Annotated in this window: 20 protein-coding genes; 10 read left to right on the top strand and 10 right to left on the bottom strand. The window is 69.6% G+C overall.

The window, feature by feature from the left end; all coding sequences use genetic code 11:
- Position 1: 1 nt before the first annotated feature.
- Positions 2-1,168 (bottom strand): sugar ABC transporter substrate-binding protein, encoded by a 1,167-nt coding sequence (locus OO70_RS29235; protein WP_043677596.1) that lies wholly within the window; start codon positions 1,166-1,168, stop codon positions 2-4.
- Positions 1,169-1,681: 513 nt separating this feature from the next.
- Between OO70_RS29235 and OO70_RS29230 the strand changes: the two genes are divergently transcribed.
- The 3 genes from OO70_RS29230 (at position 1,682) to OO70_RS29220 (ending at position 5,391) form a co-directional block, all read left to right on the top strand.
- The gene (locus OO70_RS29230; protein WP_043677763.1) at positions 1,682-2,593 is read left to right on the top strand and encodes a LysR family transcriptional regulator; all 912 of its coding nucleotides are present in this window, start codon (positions 1,682-1,684) and stop codon (positions 2,591-2,593) included.
- 136 nt (positions 2,594-2,729) lie between these two features.
- The gene (locus OO70_RS29225) at positions 2,730-3,854 is read left to right on the top strand and encodes an MBL fold metallo-hydrolase (RefSeq protein WP_043677594.1); all 1,125 of its coding nucleotides are present in this window, start codon (positions 2,730-2,732) and stop codon (positions 3,852-3,854) included.
- A gap of 175 nt (positions 3,855-4,029) precedes the next feature.
- Complete coding sequence (locus OO70_RS29220; RefSeq protein ID WP_043677592.1) at positions 4,030-5,391, top strand: glycine cleavage T C-terminal barrel domain-containing protein; 1,362 nt, start codon at positions 4,030-4,032, stop codon at positions 5,389-5,391.
- A 133-nt stretch (positions 5,392-5,524) separates the two neighbouring features.
- On the opposite strand, the gene OO70_RS29215 is transcribed toward OO70_RS29220, so the two are convergent.
- From OO70_RS29215 to OO70_RS29205, 3 genes are all read right to left on the bottom strand, one after another.
- The gene (locus OO70_RS29215; protein WP_043677590.1) at positions 5,525-6,145 is read right to left on the bottom strand and encodes a flavodoxin; all 621 of its coding nucleotides are present in this window, start codon (positions 6,143-6,145) and stop codon (positions 5,525-5,527) included.
- A gap of 92 nt (positions 6,146-6,237) precedes the next feature.
- Complete coding sequence (locus OO70_RS29210) at positions 6,238-7,017, bottom strand: SDR family oxidoreductase (RefSeq protein WP_234336956.1); 780 nt, start codon at positions 7,015-7,017, stop codon at positions 6,238-6,240.
- Positions 7,018-7,139: 122 nt separating this feature from the next.
- Entirely contained in the window at positions 7,140-7,991 is an 852-nt protein-coding gene (locus tag OO70_RS29205; RefSeq protein WP_043677588.1) for an aldo/keto reductase, read from the bottom strand.
- Between the two features lie 151 nt (positions 7,992-8,142).
- On the opposite strand from OO70_RS29205, the gene OO70_RS29200 reads away from it, so the two are divergent.
- A complete protein-coding gene (locus tag OO70_RS29200) occupies positions 8,143-9,057 on the top strand; it encodes a helix-turn-helix transcriptional regulator (protein WP_043677586.1) in 915 nt (304 codons plus the stop codon).
- Positions 9,058-9,097: 40 nt separating this feature from the next.
- Here OO70_RS29200 and OO70_RS29195 read toward each other — a convergent pair whose 3' ends face one another.
- The 3 genes from OO70_RS29195 to OO70_RS29185 are packed head-to-tail and all read right to left on the bottom strand — an operon-like array spanning position 9,098 to position 11,896.
- Entirely contained in the window at positions 9,098-10,120 is a 1,023-nt protein-coding gene (locus OO70_RS29195) for an NAD-dependent epimerase/dehydratase family protein (RefSeq protein ID WP_043677583.1), read from the bottom strand.
- 10 nt (positions 10,121-10,130) lie between these two features.
- Positions 10,131-10,850, bottom strand: coding sequence for a DUF998 domain-containing protein (locus OO70_RS52780; protein WP_078651596.1), 720 nt, complete (start codon positions 10,848-10,850; stop codon positions 10,131-10,133).
- On the bottom strand, positions 10,847-11,896 hold the full coding sequence (locus OO70_RS29185) for an aldo/keto reductase (RefSeq protein ID WP_043677581.1): 1,050 nt from the start codon (positions 11,894-11,896) through the stop codon (positions 10,847-10,849). The genes OO70_RS52780 and OO70_RS29185 overlap by 4 nt, the downstream gene beginning before the upstream one ends.
- Positions 11,897-11,971: 75 nt before the next feature.
- On the opposite strand from OO70_RS29185, the gene OO70_RS29180 reads away from it, so the two are divergent.
- Complete coding sequence (locus OO70_RS29180; RefSeq protein WP_043677579.1) at positions 11,972-12,508, top strand: TetR/AcrR family transcriptional regulator; 537 nt, start codon at positions 11,972-11,974, stop codon at positions 12,506-12,508.
- Positions 12,509-12,577: 69 nt separating this feature from the next.
- On the opposite strand, the gene OO70_RS29175 is transcribed toward OO70_RS29180, so the two are convergent.
- On the bottom strand, positions 12,578-13,504 hold the full coding sequence (locus OO70_RS29175) for a helix-turn-helix transcriptional regulator (protein WP_043677577.1): 927 nt from the start codon (positions 13,502-13,504) through the stop codon (positions 12,578-12,580).
- Between the two features lie 208 nt (positions 13,505-13,712).
- On the opposite strand from OO70_RS29175, the gene OO70_RS54770 reads away from it, so the two are divergent.
- Positions 13,713-13,889: a hypothetical protein gene (locus OO70_RS54770; protein WP_158711531.1), complete on the top strand. Its 177-nt coding sequence runs from the start codon at positions 13,713-13,715 to the stop codon at positions 13,887-13,889.
- Positions 13,890-13,934: 45 nt separating this feature from the next.
- On the opposite strand, the gene OO70_RS29170 is transcribed toward OO70_RS54770, so the two are convergent.
- Positions 13,935-14,342, bottom strand: a complete 408-nt coding sequence (locus OO70_RS29170; protein WP_051741707.1) for a winged helix-turn-helix transcriptional regulator — start codon at positions 14,340-14,342, stop codon at positions 13,935-13,937.
- A gap of 96 nt (positions 14,343-14,438) precedes the next feature.
- On the opposite strand from OO70_RS29170, the gene OO70_RS29165 reads away from it, so the two are divergent.
- The 3 genes from OO70_RS29165 to OO70_RS29155 all read left to right on the top strand — a co-directional run bounded on the left by OO70_RS29165 (position 14,439) and on the right by OO70_RS29155 (position 17,171).
- On the top strand, positions 14,439-15,077 hold the full coding sequence (locus OO70_RS29165; protein WP_043677575.1) for an NAD(P)-dependent oxidoreductase: 639 nt from the start codon (positions 14,439-14,441) through the stop codon (positions 15,075-15,077).
- Positions 15,078-15,092: 15 nt separating this feature from the next.
- On the top strand, positions 15,093-15,869 hold the full coding sequence (locus OO70_RS29160; RefSeq protein WP_324604881.1) for an NADPH-dependent F420 reductase: 777 nt from the start codon (positions 15,093-15,095) through the stop codon (positions 15,867-15,869).
- A gap of 453 nt (positions 15,870-16,322) precedes the next feature.
- On the top strand, positions 16,323-17,171 hold the full coding sequence (locus OO70_RS29155; RefSeq protein WP_043677571.1) for an SDR family oxidoreductase: 849 nt from the start codon (positions 16,323-16,325) through the stop codon (positions 17,169-17,171).
- Positions 17,172-17,411: 240 nt separating this feature from the next.
- Here the strand turns inward: OO70_RS29155 and OO70_RS29150 are convergent, their stop codons facing one another.
- Positions 17,412-18,341, bottom strand: coding sequence for a helix-turn-helix transcriptional regulator (locus OO70_RS29150; protein ID WP_078651595.1), 930 nt, complete (start codon positions 18,339-18,341; stop codon positions 17,412-17,414).
- A 229-nt stretch (positions 18,342-18,570) separates the two neighbouring features.
- Here OO70_RS29150 and OO70_RS29145 point away from each other — a divergent pair, with 229 nt between their 5' ends.
- Positions 18,571-18,984 (top strand): (R)-mandelonitrile lyase, encoded by a 414-nt coding sequence (locus OO70_RS29145; protein WP_043677569.1) that lies wholly within the window; start codon positions 18,571-18,573, stop codon positions 18,982-18,984.
- The last annotated feature ends 14 nt before the right edge of the window (positions 18,985-18,998 follow it).

Genomic DNA, 18,998 nt, shown 5'->3' with positions numbered 1-18,998 from the left:
GTCACCCGATGCCCCAGAGCTTCGCGAAGTCCGCCTGGAAGGAACCGTCGCCGAACCACTCACCCGAGGCCTGGGCCGCGGCCGTCACCTTGATGCTGCCGATGTTCTCCTTGGTGAACAGCCGCATGGGCTGGGCCTCGTCGATGGGCCCGGACTCGGTCATCATGCGCAGGAGTTCGTCGGTCACGCCGTAGCCCATGTAGAGCTGGTCCGCGGCCACGACCGCCTTGACCGAACCGGTCTTGATCAGGCCCAGTCCGTTCACCGAACCGGCCGCTGTGGACACGGAGATACTCGAAGAGCGCCCCGACTGCTGGACGCCTTGGAGGGTGGCCTGGAGGCTGTCCTCGAACTCGGTGTAGTAGTAATTGGCATTCGGGTTGCTCAGGACGTTGGAACTCGCCTTCGAGGCCAGCAGGGCCGGCGTCGAGGCAGTGATCTCCTTGACCGTGACCTTGCAGCCGGGGCAGTACTTCTTGTAGATCGGCAGCGAGTCGGCCACCATCTTGATGGCTGTGGGGCTGTCGGCATTCTGCGCGATGATCAGATTCGCCTTGCCCTTGGAGTCGGCGATGATCCACCAGGCCATCGCGCTGGCCTGGGAACTCGCACCCGGCACATAACTCACCTGGTTGCTGTTCTTGACTCCGGTCGGAGGATTCTGGTCCGCGATGACGATCGGGATGCCCTTGGCCTTCGCGGCGTCGAGGGCGTTCTGCGCCATGCCGTACGGGATCGCGTCCAGGATGATCCCGGCCGCGTCCGCGGTGATCGCCTGCTGGATGCAGGAGGCGATCGCGGTCGGCTGGGCCTTGCCGTCGCACACCTGCTGCGAGAGGCCTGCCTCGGAGAGCGCCTGCTTCGTCGATCCGGCCGTAGCGACGAAGGCAGGCACCTGCTGGACGATCGGGATGTAGAAGACCTTGCGGCCCTTGAACTTGTCCACGCCCGGCACACTCGCGGTGGGGACGGGATAGGTCTTGGCGATGGCCTGCAGGGCCGCCACGTTCTTCTCGGCCGTGGCAAGCCCCGATGCGGAACCGTCCTTGCCCGAGGTGGTGGAGCCGGAACCGGAGTTGGAGTCGGAGCTGCCGCAGCCTGCGAGCATGGCCGACGTGGCGAGGACAGCCGCGCACGAGGCCAGCCACTTCTTTCTGATAAGCGTCATTGCTTATGCCTCCATGGCCGAGCGTCCGTACTTCGCTGAGTGGACGCTGGTGGTGTCTGGAACCGCCCACCGTCACTGCGCGGGCGGAGAAGATACGAGAGGAGCGCGTTCGGCCCTGGTCCGCGGCTCGCGCCGCGGCGGCACCTCACACCACAAAGGCCCAGTTCGTGGACCGATTCCCGTCAATGGCCGAAAGTGTGTGCATGTCGGCAGGCACGCGGAAGCGCATCGGCAACAAGTTATGTTTGCGAGTCGCGCACGGGCCGCGGTCTCCCCAGGGGCTTTCCCTCGCCGTCGCGCCGTAGCGCGCCGGTTGTTCGTCGGCTGCCACGGATGGGATCCGACTCGCCTCCGGCCTCGCGGTCGCGAGGGGGTTCCGTTGCCGTCACTAGATCGATATAGTGACGTAGGCGTGTTGACCGATATGACCCTTACGGTCTTCGCCCGACTGCATCGCCCATGTCCGACGCGGCCCGGAGGGACACCGGTGCCGTGGACGACCGGAGGACCGCCATGGACCGTCTGCTTCTCATGCGTTGTTTCGTCATCGTTGCCGACCTCGGCAGTTTCAGCGGCGCGGCCAAAGCGCTCGGGTCGTCGGGATCACTTGTGTCGCGGCATGTCGCCGAGTTGGAGCGGCAGGTCGGCGTCCGGCTGGTCAACCGCACGGCCCGCTCGGTGAGCCTGACCGAACCGGGCCTGCGGTACGCCGAGTTCGCGGCCCGCATCGTCAAGGAGATCGATGCCGAGGATTCCAGCATCGCGGATCTGCACGACAGGGCGGAGGGCGTGCTCAGCATCATCTGCCCGAAGTGGATTGGGAGCCTGGACCTCGGGGACGCCATCGCCGCGTTCTCCGCCGCGCACCCGAAGATCCAGATCCGGTTCGAGTTGGGAGGCGTGTCCGACCGGACGTACGACTTCCTGGACGGTGGTTTCGACCTGGCGTTCCACACGCGGGACCTCCGGGACTCCAACGTCCGGCTGAAGAAGATCGCCTCGCTGCCCTTCGTCCTGTGCGCGTCGAAAACGTACATCGACGAACGCGGCCCCCTGACGCACCCCAACGACCTGGCCGCCCACGACTGCCTGGTGCACGTCAACGACCCCGTCTGGCGCATCGGCCACGGCCCCACCTCCACGCTGCACAAGATCCGCAACGTGGCCTTCTCGTCCAACTCCTACATCGCACTCCAGAAGGCGGCCGTCCACGGGCGCGGCATCGCCCTGCTGCCGCAGCGGTCCGCCTACGACGATCTCGTCTCCGGGGCCCTGCAGGTCCAGCTGCCCGAACTGGCGGCACCCGACCGGCCGCTCTACGCGATCCACGGGCCCGGGCCGGGTACCCAGCGCAAGATCACGGTCTTCCTGGACTACCTCGCCCAGTGGTTCGCGGCGAACCCGATTCCCACGATCGGCCGTTGACAGCCGCCGACACTTGCGCGGCACGAAATCTTATAGTTCGCACCGGTAGCTCATATTTTCTACCGGTTGGTGGACAGCTGTGCTCGATGTGGCCACTGTGGCAACGCGAATCGAGCCGCGAAGGAGCTGTCTCTCCATGTGTGAACCCTTGGGTGAACCGACGTCCCGCCGGACGATGCTGGGCGCGATGGCCGCATCTGCCGCCGCTGTCGCCGTACCACTGCTCGCCACCGAGCCGGCCGCGGCGGTGACGAACACCGGCTCCGTGTCCTCTGGAGCAGGTCTGTCCGTGACGCTGCTCGGCACCAACGGCGGCCCGCCGCCCCTGGCGACCCGGTACGGCATCTCGTCGGCCCTGACGGTCAACGGCAAGACGTATGTGATCGACTGCGGACGGGGAGCGGTGACGCAGTATCTGCGCGCCGGACTGTCGCTGCCGTCGCTGGCCGGGATCTTCCTGACCCACCTGCACGCCGACCACATCGTCGACTACTACTCGTTCCCGATGCTGTCGGCGGGCGTCGCGGGCGTCCAGGGCTTCCAGACCGCGATCGACGTGTACGGCCCCGGCTCCGCCGGCATCGCCTCGACCGTCACCGGCGCCCCCGGGCTCCTGCCGGGCACCGTCGAGATGACGAAGCTGGCCGGCCAGGCGTACGCGGCCTCACCGACCTTCTTCATGACCGAGCACGCGGGCATCGACCCGGCCACCCTCCTCAACGTCCACGACGTACTCCCGCCCTCGGGCGTCGGCGCCTCGGCGACGAACTCCGCACCGGCCATGGCACCGTTCACCGTCATGGAGAACGACGACATGAAGGTCACCGCCGTCCTCGTCCCGCACGGCGCGGTGTTCCCCGCCTACGCCTACCGCTTCGACACCGACCACGGCAGCGTCGTCTTCTCCGGCGACACCGCACCGACGCAGAACATCATCACGCTCGCGGCACAGGCGGACGTCCTGGTGCACGAAGCCCTCTACCCGGCGGGACTCGCCAGCCTCGGCCTGCCCCAGGCACTGATCGACCACATCCTCTCGACCCATACGGACGTGGCGCAACTGGGCCGGATCGCCGCCGAGTCGGACGCGGGAACCCTGGTCGCCACCCACCTGGGCCCGGGCCGGCAGACGGTGGTCTCCGACGCGACCTGGCGACGGCTGCTCCGCGACAGCGCCCGCCGGGCGGCCTTCGGCGGGTCGACGGTGCTGGGCACGGACCTGCTGCATCTGCCGGTACGACGGCGGGGGTTCCGTCGCTGAACCATCCGGCGTTGCGCGGAAGTTCCGCATTGCTTGCGCTGTGGGACCGATCACCGGTGCGTCACGACTCTCGCCTCGTCCGAAACCGCCTGTTACCGTCCGACTTAATCGATCTAGTCGGTGCCGGCGCCCCGGCGGCGCTCTGGACGACGCCGTCCACCCGATGGAGTGTGAAATGGACTTGGTCGCACAACAGCGCAGTACCTATGAAGCGGTCCTCAGACTGCACGACGCACCGTTCATCACCGAGCGGCCGGCGATGTTCAGCCCGGCCGCCGCGGCTCAGGACGAGGGCAACACGCGGGGCACCTACGGCCGCTTCGCGCAGCTCCTGCTCCCCGAGGAGTACACGGACTGGGTCGAGGAGAGCGCCGCGCATGTCGGCTCGTGCTACGTCGGCGACTGGACTTCGCTGCACAAGGTGAGGGTGCATGGCCCGCAGGCGCTCGCCTTCCTGAGCCGGTTGGGGATGCGGGACCTGTCCCGTTTCGAGACCGGACAGATCAAGCACCATGTGCAGCTGGACGAGAACGGCTGGATCGCCTCCGAGGGCGTGCTGTGCCGGCTCGGCCCCGAGGAGTTCCTCTACACCGCGGGCAGTTGCGACTGGCTGCTGTGGCAGTTGAGCCAGGGCGGTTGGGACGCGGCGGCGACCGACGTCAGCCCCGACCGCTTCGTCTTCGGCGTCCAAGGACCGGCGTCCTTGGCCGCGTTGGAGAAGCTGACAGGGGACGATCTCCGCGACATCGGCTTCAGCCGCAGCCGTATGTCGACGGTCGACGGGGTGCCGGTACGGGTCCTGCGCACCGGGATCTCGGGCGAGCTCGGGTACGAGCTGCACGGGCCGACCGAGCACGCCAACGAGATCTGGGCGGCGGTCGTGGCGAGCGGGCAGGACGTCGGCATCCGTCAACTCGGCTTCCGGGCCCAGCCTGTTCAGCACATCGAGGCCGGGATCGCGACCAACGGTCTCGACTATCTGCCGGCGTCGATCCTCACGCCGGGTGCGCCGAGGCAGTTCCGCAAGGGTGTGCCGACCGGCAGTTTCGTCCCGGCGGGCGGGGTGACCGACTACTTCCGCAAGCCGGGCGAACTCGGCTGGGGATTCCGCAAGGGCGTCCCCGACCGCGACTTCGTCGGCCGGGATGCGCTCGTCAGGGACGCCGAAAGTGGCGTTCCCGCCCGCCAGTTGGTCGGTCTGCGCTGGGGCGAGCAGGATGTGGCCGGCATCCTCACCTCGCTCCTGAGCGAGGCCGAGCTGCCCGACCAGATGGAGATGCCCCGTGGTCGCGGTCCTCACTTCGACCAGGTGCTGGTCTCCGGCGACCCGGTGGGCGTGGCCACGGGCCGCACCGTGAGCCCGACCCTGCGGGCGATGATCTCCCTCTGCGTGCTCGACCCCGCGCACGCGACGCCCGGCACGGAGGTCGCCGTCCTGTGGGGCCGACCAGGCACCCCGCAGCGGGAGATCCGGGCGACGGTCACCACACTCCCGTTCAAGCCGGACAACCGGCGCACCGACGTCACGGCACTGTGACCGCCCACCTCGCTCCACGATCTCCACCGCCCCTCTCCCTCACCCGCACGGACCGGTCAAGTCGGCGCTGTGCGTGGGGAGTTGGCGGCGCGATCAGGATGAGCCCCGCGCGCTGACGTGACGTGGGAACAGGTCAATTCCGGAGAGCACCGATGCGCCGCAGCCACGACCGGACCTCGGCGTCGGCCTTCGCGACTTCCTCGCCGCGCACCGCGAGTCCTTTCCCGATGGTCGCGCCCGGGCAGATCGCCGCGTAGTCGCGCTCGGTCGTGCCCAGTCCGCTCATCGCATACGTCGTGACCGGATGGACCGTCCTGCCGCGGAAGTCGTGGCTCTCGGCGAAGGTCGACATGATCATGGGCGCCCGGACGTTCCAGATGGGGCTGCCCAGCAACACCACGTCGTAACGGTCGATCGAGGACAGGGGGTTGGCGATGGCCGGCCGTGCGTCGGCGTCCTGTTCGCGGACGTTGCGCGCGACCGTCGCGTCGTAGTCGTCGGAGTAGGCATCGGCGGCTTCGATGCGGTGCACGTCGCACTCGATGTGCTCGCTGATCATGCGGGCGAGGACCTCGGTGTTTCCGGTCTTGAGGTCGGTACGCCCGCCGTTGTAGTAGTTCTCGCCCGCCCGGGAGAAGTAGGCCAGCAGTATCCGTTTCCCGGACGAGGACGTCGCCCCGGTTCGCTCACTGGCCTCGGGCGCCGCCCCGCTCGGCTGCGACGGGGAACAGCCCGTGATCTGTACGCCGGTCATGGCGGTGGCTCCTCCCAGAAGTGCCCCACGAAGGAGCGTGCGTCGTCCCGACGTGGCGGGTCTGTTCTTCGCGGTGCCGAGTCCGCGCGCTGTCATCCACTGCTTCCGTTCAGGGAACGGACCGTGTCGAGATCCGCGCGTACTGCCCGCGGTTCGGCTTCGACGGGGAGGTCGGCCGGGTCCAGCACGCCGTCCACGGAGCCGTGTTCGTCGTTCTTCAGGGCGTCGAAGAGTCCGGCCCAGTCGGACGGCTCGTTCCCCTCGATGGCGATGAGCTCGAACGTCTTGCCGAGTGCGGTGTCGGTCAGCAGGCTGCGTACGAGCGTCTCGGCGATCTGGCCGCGCGCGATCCCGCCGTCGGCCGTGCCGTCCTGCTCCAGGACGAGCCGGCGTTGGGAAGGGCCGGCGTGGTCGAACCCGCCGGGGCGGACGATCGTGTACGGCACGCCGCCGGCCCGCAAGAGACGTTCGGAGCGCCGCTTCCACGGGGTGGCCCCGGGAACGTCGCTGCGCGTGGCGTGGACGGAGGTCATCAGTGCCACGCGCGGCCGGGCGCCGTCGAGGGCCTGCAGGATGTTGCGTACGCCGCCGTAGTCGACGTGCGCCCGGGCGTCCGGTCGGCCGTCGCGCTCGGACCCGTGGGTGAGGACGATCGCATCGGCTCCGCCGACCGCACCCTGCAGGGAAGCGGGATCCTCGAGGTCGCCCTGCACCAGTTCGACGCCGGGGAGCGGTTTTTCGCCTCGCCGTACGTCGCGTACCAGTGCCCGGGGGCGCAGACCATGCCGTTGTGCGGCCTGCACGGCGAGCCGTCCGATGCTGCCGGTCGCGCCGACCATGAGTACGTCGGTGATGTTCTGCTCGGTGGGCACGGCGAGGTCCTGGTCCGTGAGATGGGTGCCGTCGTGAGGGACACCGAGGAGGTGTCCCTCACGGGCGGATGCCTGGGGGCCGCACAGGAGGAGTGCCCGTGCGGCCGCTGCCGTCTGCCGGCTCAGCTGTCCAGTCGCCGTGCGCTGAGCCAGTTGACCATCGCCGGGTCGTGGTGGTCGAAGAACAGCGTCGCCCCGGTCTCCAGCGTGGCGATGGCCGCCATCTGGTCGTCGGTGAGCTCGAAGTCGAAGATGTCGAAGTTCTCCGCCATGCGGTCGGCACGGACCGACTTGGGGATCGCGACGACGCCGCGCTGGGTCAGCCAGCGGAGTACGACCTGGGCCACGGACTTGTCGTGTTTCGCGCCGATCTCGCTCAGGACCGGGTGGGTGAAGATGTCGTTCTTGCCCTCGGCGAACCCGCCCCACGACTGGATCTGGACCCCGTGCTCGCGCATGAGCTCCTGGTCGGCGGTGCGCTGGAAGAACGGATGGGTCTCGATCTGGTTGACCGCAGGGGTGATCTCGTTGTTGAGGACCAGGTCGAGGAGCCGGTCGGGGTAGAAGTTGGCGACGCCGATCGCCTTGACCCGGCCTGCGCGGTTGAGGGCCTCCATGGCGCGCCACTGGCCGTACACGTCACCGAAGGGCTGGTGCATCAGGTACAGGTCGAGATGGTCTAGGCCGAGCTTGGTCAGCGACGTCTCGAAGGCGCGCTTGGTGTTCTCCTCGGCAGGCGCGTCCTGGACCCACAGCTTGGTGGTGACGAACAGCTCCTGGCGCGGGACGCCACTGTTCTTGATCGCGCGGCCGACGGCCTCCTCGTTCCCGTAGGCGGCAGCTGTGTCGAGCAGTCGGTAGCCCGCGGCGAGGGCGTCGCTGACGGCCTGCTCGGTCTGCTCCGGCGGGATCTGGTAGACGCCGAAACCGAGGATCGGCATCTCGACGCCGTTGTTGAGGGTGACGGTCTGCATGGGGCGTTCCTTACCTTTCGCGGGTTCTTCGAGCATCCCTCCTCTGCGCCCCCAGTGGCAGGTCGAGTTGTGCCGGGGAGCGGTGTTCGGGGTAATGACAGGGCCTCCCACGCGCCTGCCGCCCAGGTCAGCGCGGTGTGACACTGGCGGCATGGCATCCGAGCAGAGCACCGGCCGGGGCGACGGCGGCGAGCTGGGCCGGTTCCTGCGCGCGCGACGCACCCGGACGAGCCCCGACCAGGTCGGCCTCACCGTGGGCACCGGACTGCGCCGTACCCCCGGTCTGCGCCGCGAGGAACTGGCCACGCTCTCCGGCATCAGCATCGACTACTACGTCCGTCTGGAGCGCGGCAGGGAGACCCGGCCCAGCCCGGCCGTACTCGACGCTCTCGCCCGTGCCCTGCGTCTCGACGACGCCGAGCACCAGCACCTGCGCGAGCTCGCCACCCGGGCCGCGCGGTACGCGCCCGAACCCTCGTCGCCGAGCCGCACCGTGAGCCCGCACCTGAAGCTGGTCCTGGAGACGCTGCGCCCGAGCCCCGCCTACGTCATCAGCCGCAGCATGGACCTGCTGGCCTGGAACCCCGGCGGCCTCGCCCTGTTCGCAGGCCTCTCCGACTGGCCCGCCGGCCAACGCAACATCGCCCGCTACCTCTTCCTGCACCCGACCGCGCCCACGCTGTTCCCCGACTGGGACTACCAGGTCCGCGGCTGCGTCGCCCGGTTGCGCGCCCAGTCCGGCATCGACCCGGACGCCCCCGACCTCACCCACCTGGTGGGTGAACTCCTGCTCAAGAGCCCCGACTTCGCCAAGCTGTGGGAGCGCTACGACGTCGTCGGCCGCAAGAAGATCCAGAAGACGTTCCACCACCCCGAGGTCGGCATCCTGACCCTCAGCGGTCAGAGCATGCACCTTGAGGGCACCCCCGGCCAGCGCCTCGGCGTCTACACCGCCGAACCTGGCACCGCCGACCACGACGCGATGCTCCTGCTCGACCTGACCGTTCCCCGACCCGCCGCGCATCCGGACGTGACGGCCGAACAGCGACGGCGTACACGGTCGTGACCGAGACGCCTCCCGGCTTCCGTACGGAGTCATGAGCCGGTCATGTCCCGATGCCGTGGGCGAGGAGGCTCTCCGCGGTGTCAGCGATGGTGTCCTCGATGGGACGCGCTCGCCACCCGAGAAGCTTCTCCGCCTTGGCGCTCGTGGCGTCGAGATCGCGGCCCAACTGGTGCCTGAGCAGTCGCAGTTCGGGGTTCACGATGCCCAGTGCGCGTGCGAGCCACACGGGCAGTTCACGGGTCGGGGCCTTCGCGGCGCGCTCGCCGAGGCGGTCATGCAGAATGCGCGCGATGTCGACGACGCGCAAACTGTGCCCGGCGATTGCCAGGAAGCGTTCGCCGGCGGCTGCCGGATCGGTCATCGCGCGCAGATGCAGATCCGCGACGTCGCGGACGTCGACGAATCCCATCCCGAAGGGTGGGCACGCAGGAACCTGTCCCTCGAGCATTCTGCGCACAAGACGCAGGGACGGCGGGTCGTCCAGGCCGAGCAGCGGGCCGAGGACCCCCACGGGATGAACCGCTGCCAGCTCCAGACCACCGCCCTCCTCCTGGACGAACTGCCAAGCGGCGCGCTCGGCGAGCGTCTTGGAGCGCTGGTAGGGCGGGATGCCGCTGTCCACGTCGGTCCAGTCCTCCTCGGTGAACGGGGTCGAGCGCGGGGGGTGCCCGAACCCGATGGCACCGAAGGCGCTTGTCAGCACGACCCGGCGTACGCGGGCGTCGCGGGCTGCGCGCAGCACCCGCAGGACGCCCTCGCGTGCCGGGACCACCAACTCGTCGTCGGTCGCCGGCATGTGGCGCAGGGTCGGCGAGGCGACGTGGAGGACGAAGTCGCAGTCGGCGACAGCGGTGTCCCAGCCGTCGGGGTGTTCGAGGTCGGCGCGTACGACCGTGAGACGGTCGTCGTCGAACTGTGTGGCCGCGTGCAACCAGGAGCGCAGTGCCGGCTCACGCCCCAGGTCGCGAACTGTCGTGCGTACGGTGTGCCCTGCGTCGAGCAGCGCCGTCACGCACCAGCTCCCGATGAATCCCGTTCCGCCGGTGACCAGTACCTGTGTCATCTGTCTGTCCTCAGTTCTCGACTCGTGCAATAAGGGGTGCCGGCGGGTGCGTCGCGCGATGCCGTTGCGCGGCGGCCACGCTGCTTCCGAGGAGGGCGTGGCCGATCATGATCGGGTAGATCACGGCGCGCTCGAACAGCCCGATGTCCCACATCCAGCCGGTGAACACGTCGGCCATGAAGAGGGGGAACGCGATCAGCCCGACGGTGCCGAGGGCGATGCTCGCGACCGACCGGCCCCTGGTGAGACCGATGCGGGTTCCGCCGGCGCCGACGACGATCGCCATGATGTTGCCGGCGAGCATGACGCCCTGCGCGCCGACGGTGTGGAACGCGATCAGGCCGTTGTCGACGTTGGCGTTGGAGCCCTGGAAGATGCCGACGAGCGAGACCCCGACGCCGGCGAGGACAGCGAGGATCATGATGCTGACCGGGCGGGTGCCCTTGCGCGGGTCGAACACGAGGAACGTGCCGACGATCAAGAGGGTGCCGTAGATCACCCAGCCTGTGTCCATGACGGCGCCCAGGGGGGAGTTGGCGACCTGTCCGAACGCGGTCTGTGGGGGACCGGTCAGGCCGAGGTGGCTGACCCAGTTGTACAGGGGCGAGTACGGCGGGTCCTGCCATGCGGCGGCGGTGACGAACTCGGCGACCCAGGACACGAGCGGGCCGAGAAGGAGGAAGAGGGCTCCGGCGCGCGCAGCAGCGCCGGAGCGGACGATGGTGTTCATGCGAGAGCCATTCCGGGGACGCGCCTGCGGATGGCCTCCAACTCGGCTTCGTCCGAGACGCCCTGCCAGTCGTACCGGGGCGTGTACGGGGCCTCCAGGGCGCGCACTTCGTCGTCGGTGAGCTCGATGTCGAGGGAAGCCACAGCCTCGTCGATCTGCCGGACCGAGCCGGCGCCGACCAGCGGCGCGGTGACGACCGGCTGGCGTCGCAGCCAGGCGAGCGCGACCTGTGCGCGGCTGACGCCGTGCGCGGCGGCGACCTGCCCGACCGCGTCGACGATCGCGCGGTTGGACGCCTCCTCGGCCGGCGAGTAGAGCAGGTCCGCGTAGGCACCGTCCGTCTCGGAGCGCACCGTCGAGCGGGCGTCGTCCCACGCGCGGGTGAGGCGACCGCGGGCCAACGGCGACCAGATGATCGTGCCGACGCCTTCGTCCAGGCACAGCGGGATCATCTCCCGCTCCTCCTCGCGGGCGAGCAGGTTGTAGTGGTCCTGCATCGACACGAACCGTGCCCAGCCGTTCAGCTTCTGCAGGTGCAGCGCCTTGGCGAACTCCCACGCGTGCATGGACGAGGCGCCGAGATAGCGCACCTTGCCCGCCTTGACGAGGTCGCTGAGGGCTTCGAGGGTTTCCTCCAGCGGCGTCGCGTGGTCGTTGCGGTGGATCTGGTAGAGGTCGATGTAGTCGGTTCCGAGGCGGCGCAGCGAGTGGTCGACCTCGGTCATGACCGCCTTGCGCGACAGTCCCCGTCCGTTGGGTCCCAGCCGCATGGGGTGCCGCAGTTTCGTGGCGATCACCACGGCATCGCGGTCGGCGAAGTCCTTGAGCGCCCGGCCGAGGATCTCCTCGCTGGAACCGTTGGAGTACATGTTCGCGGTGTCGAAGAAGTTGATCCCCGCCTCCAGCGCGTGCTTGATGAGCGGGCGCGCGTCTTCTTCGCCCTTCGACCAGACGGGGTGCCCGCGGTCGGGCTCGCCGTAGGTCATCGCGCCGATCGCGATCGGGGATACGTCGAGGCCGGTCATGCCCAGCTTGATGTAATGCATGACGCTCCTTAAAGTATGTGGAGAGCTCTCCGAATAACGTAGTGGAGAGCTCTCCACTTAGCAAGGTGAGGTCCTGTGGTCCGCTCAGACGCCCGCGAGAACAGGGCACGCATCCTCGCCGCCGCACGCGAAGCGCTCGCGGCGGACGGCAGCACGTCGATGAACCAGATCTCCCAGCGCGCGGGAGTCGGCGCGGGCACCCTGTACCGCAACTTCCCCACCCGCGAGTCGCTGGTCCTGGCCGTCTACCAGGACGAGGTGGCACGCATCATCAACACCGTGCCCGACCTGCTGGCCCGGATGTCGCCACTGGAAGCGCTCCGCCACTGGACGACCGACCTCGTCGAGGCCATGCGCAGAAAACATGGCCTCGGCGACGCCCTCAGCCCGGGCGCACACCAGGCGATCACCGAGCAGAGCTACGGGCCGGTCATCGCCGCCATCACAGAACTCCTCGACGCCGGCAAGAAGGACGAAAGCATCCGCGCGGACGCCGACCCGGGCGACTTCCTCCAACTCACCGGCGCCTTGTGGCGCGCCGCGTCCAGCCCCCAGGACCGGGCACCCCACATGCTCGCGCTCATCCTCGACGGACTCCGCACGCACAGGTAGACGCCGCGCACGAAACAGGGCCCGTCAAGTGAACGATCTACAGGTCAGTTCATGCCGGTGACCGACGCGCTACCGGTTGGCCATGGGGGTGCCAGTGGCCAACCCGGTCCCGGTCCGGGGCTGGTCCATGTCGAGGAGCACCATCACGTCATAAGCAGGGGTGCCTGGCTCGGCGTAGTAGAAAATCAGGCGGTGACCGCCGGTGCCGTCCAGGTCGAGGGCTTGAAATCCGAGCGTGAAGACGCCGAACTCCGGGTGGTGGAAGGTCTTTGTGCCTGTGGTGTGCCCCTGGACGTCGTAGTGCTCCCACAACTCGGCGAAGTCCGCGCTCTTGTCGCGTAGTTCAGCGATGAGGCGGTCGAGCCCCGGGGTGTCGGGGGCGGTGCCGGCGAGTGAGCGCAGCCGGGCCACGCAGCCGCGGATCTGGTTCTCCCAGTCGTCCGGATACAGGGCGCGGGCCCCCGGATGCAGGGCGAGCCACCGTACGACGTTGCGCTCCTCGGGCGGGGTGTCCTTCATACCGGGCAGCAGGCGCAGACCGCCGGGAGTGGCGGCAAGCAGTTCGTAGGTGCGGCTGACGACGTGGACGGGGTGGGGCCGCATTGTCCGGAGGAGCAGTTCGACGCCCCGGTCCACGGCCGGACGCTGCCCGGCGCGATCCGGCTGTCCGCCTCCGTTACCGCCACGGGCCGTCCTGGCGGCCAGGTCGCGCAGGTAGGTGCGCTCCGTCTCGCCCAGCCGCAGAGCGGAGGCGAGGGCCTCGACGACGGACGGGCTGGGCCGGGTCTCCTTGCCACGTTCGAGCCGGGTGTAGTAGTCGATGCTCACCCCGGCGAGCGTGGCGAGCTCCTCGCGGCGAAGGCCTGGTGTCCGGCGCGGCCCCGGACCGATGGACAGGCCAACGTCCGCAGGCTTGACCCGGGTTCGGCGGGCCCGTAGGAAACAGCCCAGCTCACTGTCGGCGCTCCGGCCGCCGATCTGTCGCTCGGGATCCATTTGTTCAGTGTGGCACCTGAGTGAGCTCTGTGTTCGGTGGCACCGGCCGGACGCGCATCCGCGCGGTCGGCACTCGGCGGCAGACGGCGCCGCACGTGACGGCATCACGATCGCCCGGGGTGGTCCAGCTCAACTCCGGGCGGGGCACCCGGCGCAGGGGCAGTGGACCGCCCGCTCAGTACACCGCGGCAGGCCTGCGCACCGCCGCATGCCCATGACGGCCGTACTGCGAGTCGGCGAGAGCTTGTTGGTGGAACACCGGCGGGACGCGGCACAGGGCCAGGACCGTTGGAGCCTGGCGGTCGATGGCCGCGGCTACGGCCAACTCCCCGACACCGCGTACCGGCAGGGGACCCCGCGTCCGCCCTCCGGCTCCCTGCCGTGATCGTGCTGCCATCGCCGATCCCGCCGGTGGACTCCAGGAACTGCCTCAGCCCGCCGTGTCTTCCGCGGGCGGAGCCGAGCCGGTGCCGTTCGCGCGCTGGTGGGCGACGATGCCGGGCAGTTGCTCGTAGATGGCGTCGATCAGGTCGCAGACGCGCTCGGCGATCGGGCGGCCGAGACCGGTGAGTTCGTAGTCGACCCGCCTGGCGGCCGTGGGGTGCGGTGTGCGTGCGACGAGACCGTCGTCCTCCAGGCGCTGGAGGGTCTGCCACAGCATCCGGTCGGAGACCCCGGACACGTTACGACGTACCTCGGCGAACCGCAGGGGGCCCTCGACCAGGGCGGCGAGCGTCAGGGCACCCCAGCGGCCCGTCGCGTGCTCCAGTACCTCCCGCGACGTGCACTGCGGATCGAACACGCTCATCCCGGCCACGCGGTCCGTCCCTCTGCTCATGCGTTCATGCTAGACGGGCGATGTACTTATTCAGAGTAAGTACTGTATTTTCGTAAGCATGAGCCGCTACGGGCTCCTGAAGGGAGACGTTGTCCGATGAAATTCCTCCTCCTTGGCGCTACAGGCGCCACCGGCACCCTGTTCGTGGAGCGTGCCACCGCGGCCGGACACGAGGTCGTCGCCTTCGTCCGCGACGCCTCCAAGATCACCCCGGCCGACCGGCTGACCGTGGTCGAGGGGGACGTCCGCGACGCCCGCGCGCTCACCGAGGCGATGCGCGGCACCGACGCGGTGATCAGCACGCTCGGTCTCGGCAAGGTCAAGGACCCGGGGAACCTGATCGCCGACACCACGCGCGCGCTGGTGCGGGCCGCCGAGGACAGCGGAACCAAGCGCGTACTGGTCATGTCGGCGTTCGGGGTCGGCGACTCCTTGGCCAAGGCCTCCGCCTTCGCCCGGTTCCTCTACAACTCGGGCGGCAGGGCCACCTTCGCCGACAAGGCCGCAGGGGAGCGGATCCTCACCGCCTCCGGCCTGGACTGGACGCTGGCCTATCCGGTGCTGCTCACCAACAAGCCCGCAGCGGGCGACGTCCACGCCGTCGACCTGACCGCACTCGACCGTCTGCCCGGCCTGCCCAGGATCTCCCGGGCCGACGTCGCCGCCTTCCTGCTGGAGGCCGCCGTCGAAGGCTCGTGGTCCCGGCGCACCGCAGTGCTCACCGCTGGCCGCTGACCATCTCGTCCTGCCATCCCACCCACCCCACAAGGAGATCGCCCCATGACCAGGACCCTCGGCCTCATCGGCGCCGGCAACATCGGCAGCGCGTTGGCCCGCCTGGCGGTCAACGCCGGCCTGAATGTCGTAGTCAGCAACTCCCGCGGTCCCGAGACGCTCGCCGGCCTCGTCGCCGAACTCGGCGAACAGGCTCGCGCGGCCACACCCGCCGAGGCCGCGCAGGCCGGCGACCTGGTGGTGGCGACCGTCCCGCTGAACACCTACGAGCAGCTCCCCGCCGCTGCCCTGGCCGGCAAGACCGTCATCGACACCATGAACTACTACCCCGAGCGCGACGGCCGGATCGCCGAGCTCGACTCCGGCGAGCAGACCTCCAGCGCCCTGGTCCAGCGACACCTGGCCGACTCCCGGGTGGTGAAGGCCTTCAACAGCATCGACTTCATACGCCTGTTCAGCTCCGCCCGCCCCGCCGGCGCCGACGACCGCAGCGCCCTGCCCATCGCCGGTGACGACCCGGCCGCCAAGGTGCAGGTCGCCGAGCTGCTGGACGTCCTGGGCTACGACGCCGTGGACATCGGCACTCTTGCCGACAGCTGGCGCAGCGAGCCGGGCACCCCCGTCTACGTCCAGCCGTACCTGCCGGCACGGCCCGACGGGCTGACCGACGAGGAGATGGGGCGCTGGTTCTTCGAGGTCCCGGGCGTCCCGGTGCCCGCCGACAAGGTGAGGGAACTGGCCGACACCGCCGTGCGGCGTCCTGCGGGCGACGCCCGCGCGACTCTCGGCTAGGGCCGCAGCGACTGTTCGGCGGGTGGGGGGCCGTGCCAGAGCCTGGAACACGGCTCCCCCGTACAGCCCGGCCTGTCACCCACCAGGCCGGGCGCCTAACTTGGCACTGGGCGGCCAAGTAGCCACACGCGACACCGCGGATCGAGGGCATCGGACACATCGCGTGTGCTCGCACAAAGCCGACGCGGGGACACCGAGTCGAACGCAGCCGACTTGGCCGAGCCCGACGAGCCGCCCACTCTCGTGGACAGCCGCCAACAGTTTCGCTTGGTGGGTTCGCCGAGTACCGCGACGGGAAACTTCGGCAGGGGAAGATCGACTTCTCTGCTCTGTTCGCCGCTTCCACGTCCTGACCGGATCCGCTGCGCTGGCGACGACCAGCCGGCCGGTCCGTCCGCCCTGTCCCGGGCACCCGAACCCACCCCGAGAGCATGGAACGAGGGAGTCCGACACATGAGCACGGACAACAGGCCCGCCAAGGAGATCGTCGTCGTCATCGGCCCCGGCAGCATCGGCTTGGCCATCGCCCGCCGCGTCGGTACCGGCCGCACCCTGCTGCTGGCCGCCCACGACGAGAAGGCCTCGCGGGCCGCCGCCGAGCAGCTGCACGGCGAGGGCTACGACGTTGCCGTCCAGGCCACCGACATCTCCGACCTGGCCCAGGTCGAGGCGCTGGCCGCCACGGCGGCCGGGATGGGCGCGGTCACCCAGGTGATCCAGGCCGCCGGCGTCTCGCCCACCCAGGCGACCATCGAGCGGCTGCTGCACGTCGACCTGCTCGGCACGGCGTATGTCCTGGACGCCTTCGCCCGGGTGATCGCGCCCGGCGGGGCCGGCATCGTGGTCGCCAGCATGGCCGGGCACCGGGAGAGCCCCTACGCACCCGAGATCGAGCACGCGCTCGCGACCACCGAGACCTCACAGCTGCTCGCGCTGCCGTTCCTGCAGCCTGAGCAGCTCGGCTCGTCCGTCCACGCCTACGCCATGTCCAAGCGGGCCAACTCGTTGCGCGTGCAGACCGCGGCCGCGGCGTGGGGCAAGCGCGGCGCCCGCGTCAACGCCGTCAGTCCCGGCGTGATCATCACCCCGCTGGCCCTCGACGAGCTCTCCGGCCCACGCCGCGAGTGGTTCGACAAGGTACGTGAGACCTCGGCGGCCAAGCGGTTCGGCACCTCCGAGGAGGTCGCCGCTGCCGCCGCCTTCCTGCTCGGCCGTGACGCCGGCTTCGTCACGGGGGCCGACCTCCTGATGGACGGCGGCGTGACCGCGGCCCTGCGCGCCGGTGAGCTGACGACGCCGTAACGAGCCGCCGTCGATCGAGAGTGACGCGCGAGCTGGCGCCGGTGGCTGTCCGTGCCGAGGGCGTTGCGGCTCCCCGTCGGCAGTGCGTTCGCCACCTCATCCGGGCGTCATGGCCGTAGAACTCGTCTTCGGGCCCGTGATGCCCGTGAGGGCCGGCCTTCAGATCGTCCGCAGGGGAGCGGGTGGCAACAGGACCACCGGCGTTGGGCTGACAGCCCGAGGGGCCGACAAGCCATCAGGTCAGGGGGACGCGGGGCCCTCCGCCTCTGCCGTCGAGCGGTCGTCGCCTGCCGGCATCCCCTTGGCGAGGTGTTCCTGCCCCAGCAGGTCGAGCAGGGCCATCGCGTCGTGATCGGCGGTGCCCGGCTCGGCGTAGTACGTCACCAGGCGGTGGCCGGGGGTGCCTTCCAACTCCATGGACTGGTAGCCGAGGGTGAGGTCGCCGACCTCGGGGTGGTGGAAGGTCTTGCGGCCATGGGAGTGGCCCTTGACGTCGTAGCGCTCCCACAGGCGGGCGAACTCCGGGCTCTTGAGGAGGAGTTCACCGGCGAGCCGGGTCAGGTCCGGGGCGTCGGGATCGGTGCCGGCCAGGGCGCGCAGCCGCGCCACGCACCCGCGGACCTGGGTGTTCCAGTCGTGGAACAGGTCACGCGAGGCGGGGTGGAGGAAGAGGTAACGGGCGATGTTTCGCTCTCTGGCCGGCCAGTCCTGGATACCGGGAAGAAGTCGCATACCGCCGGGGTTGGCGGCGAGCAGGTCGTTGGTACGGCTGACGACGTGCGCGGGGTGGGGGCGCAGGCTCTCCAGGAGCAGCTTCACGCCGGGCCGGACGGTGCGGCTGGGCGCGGTGGGAGGCTCGGGCGCACTGCGCGCGGAGCGGGCGGCCAGGCTGCGCAGGTGCTCGTGCTCGTCGTCCTCCAGCAGGAGGGCGCGGGCGAGGGAATCGACCACGGACGCGCTGGGCCGGGTCTCCTTGCCGCGCTCCAGGCGGACGTAGTAGTCGATGCTGATCCCGGCCAGGGTGGCCAGCTCTTCGCGCCGCAGCCCGGGCGTACGGCGCAGACCCGAACCGGCCGTCAGGCGGACCTCTTCCGGGGTCACGCGGGCCCGGCGGGCGCGTAGAAAGCTCCCCAGCTCGTTGCCCCCGCCGTTCCGCTGCTCGCTGTTCATGTCTTCCAGTCTGCGGGCCCCCACCACCTCCTCGGCATATGCGTGGGGGGCCCTGTCACGCCCCTGAATACCGCTCCCCTGCACAGCCCGCCCTGCCACGCGGCGGGTGATGCGGGAAGGGTCGATGTCATCGGAGATTTCCGTTCGGCGGCCTACGCCGGGCGGCTCGACGCCATGAGCGCGATCGTGCGACTCAAGGACATCGTCGAGGACAGCAAGGAGCAGAGCGTTGGAAATCCTGAAGAAGCAGCCCACCGTCAAGGCACCCGCCGACTGGTTCACCGGGGACGTCTGGTTCGACGTGATCCACGCCGGCGAGGAGCCCTCACGGATGCGCGTCAACATGGTGCGCTTCTCGCCCTGCGCGCGCACCGACTGGCACTCGCACGTCATGGGCCAGACCCTGCACATCGTCTCCGGCAGCGCCCTGATCGGCACGCGCGACGGCACGGTCATCGAGGCTCACCCCGGCGACACGATCCACACGCCGCCGGGCGAGGAGCACTGGCACGGTGCGACGTCCGACCACTTCATGACCCACCTCGCGATGTGGGAGGGCGCGGGCGACGGCAGCCCGGAGACGACCTGGCTGGAGAAGGTCGACGACGCCGAGTACAACGCGCCGCGCAGCAGCACCCGCTGAACAGCGACACTCTG

Source organism: Streptomyces xylophagus (assembly GCF_000716435.1).
GTDB classification, from domain to species: domain Bacteria; phylum Actinomycetota; class Actinomycetes; order Streptomycetales; family Streptomycetaceae; genus Streptomyces; species Streptomyces xylophagus.
Note: the sequence above shows the minus strand (reverse complement) of the source record. Positions and strands in the feature narration are given on the sequence as shown.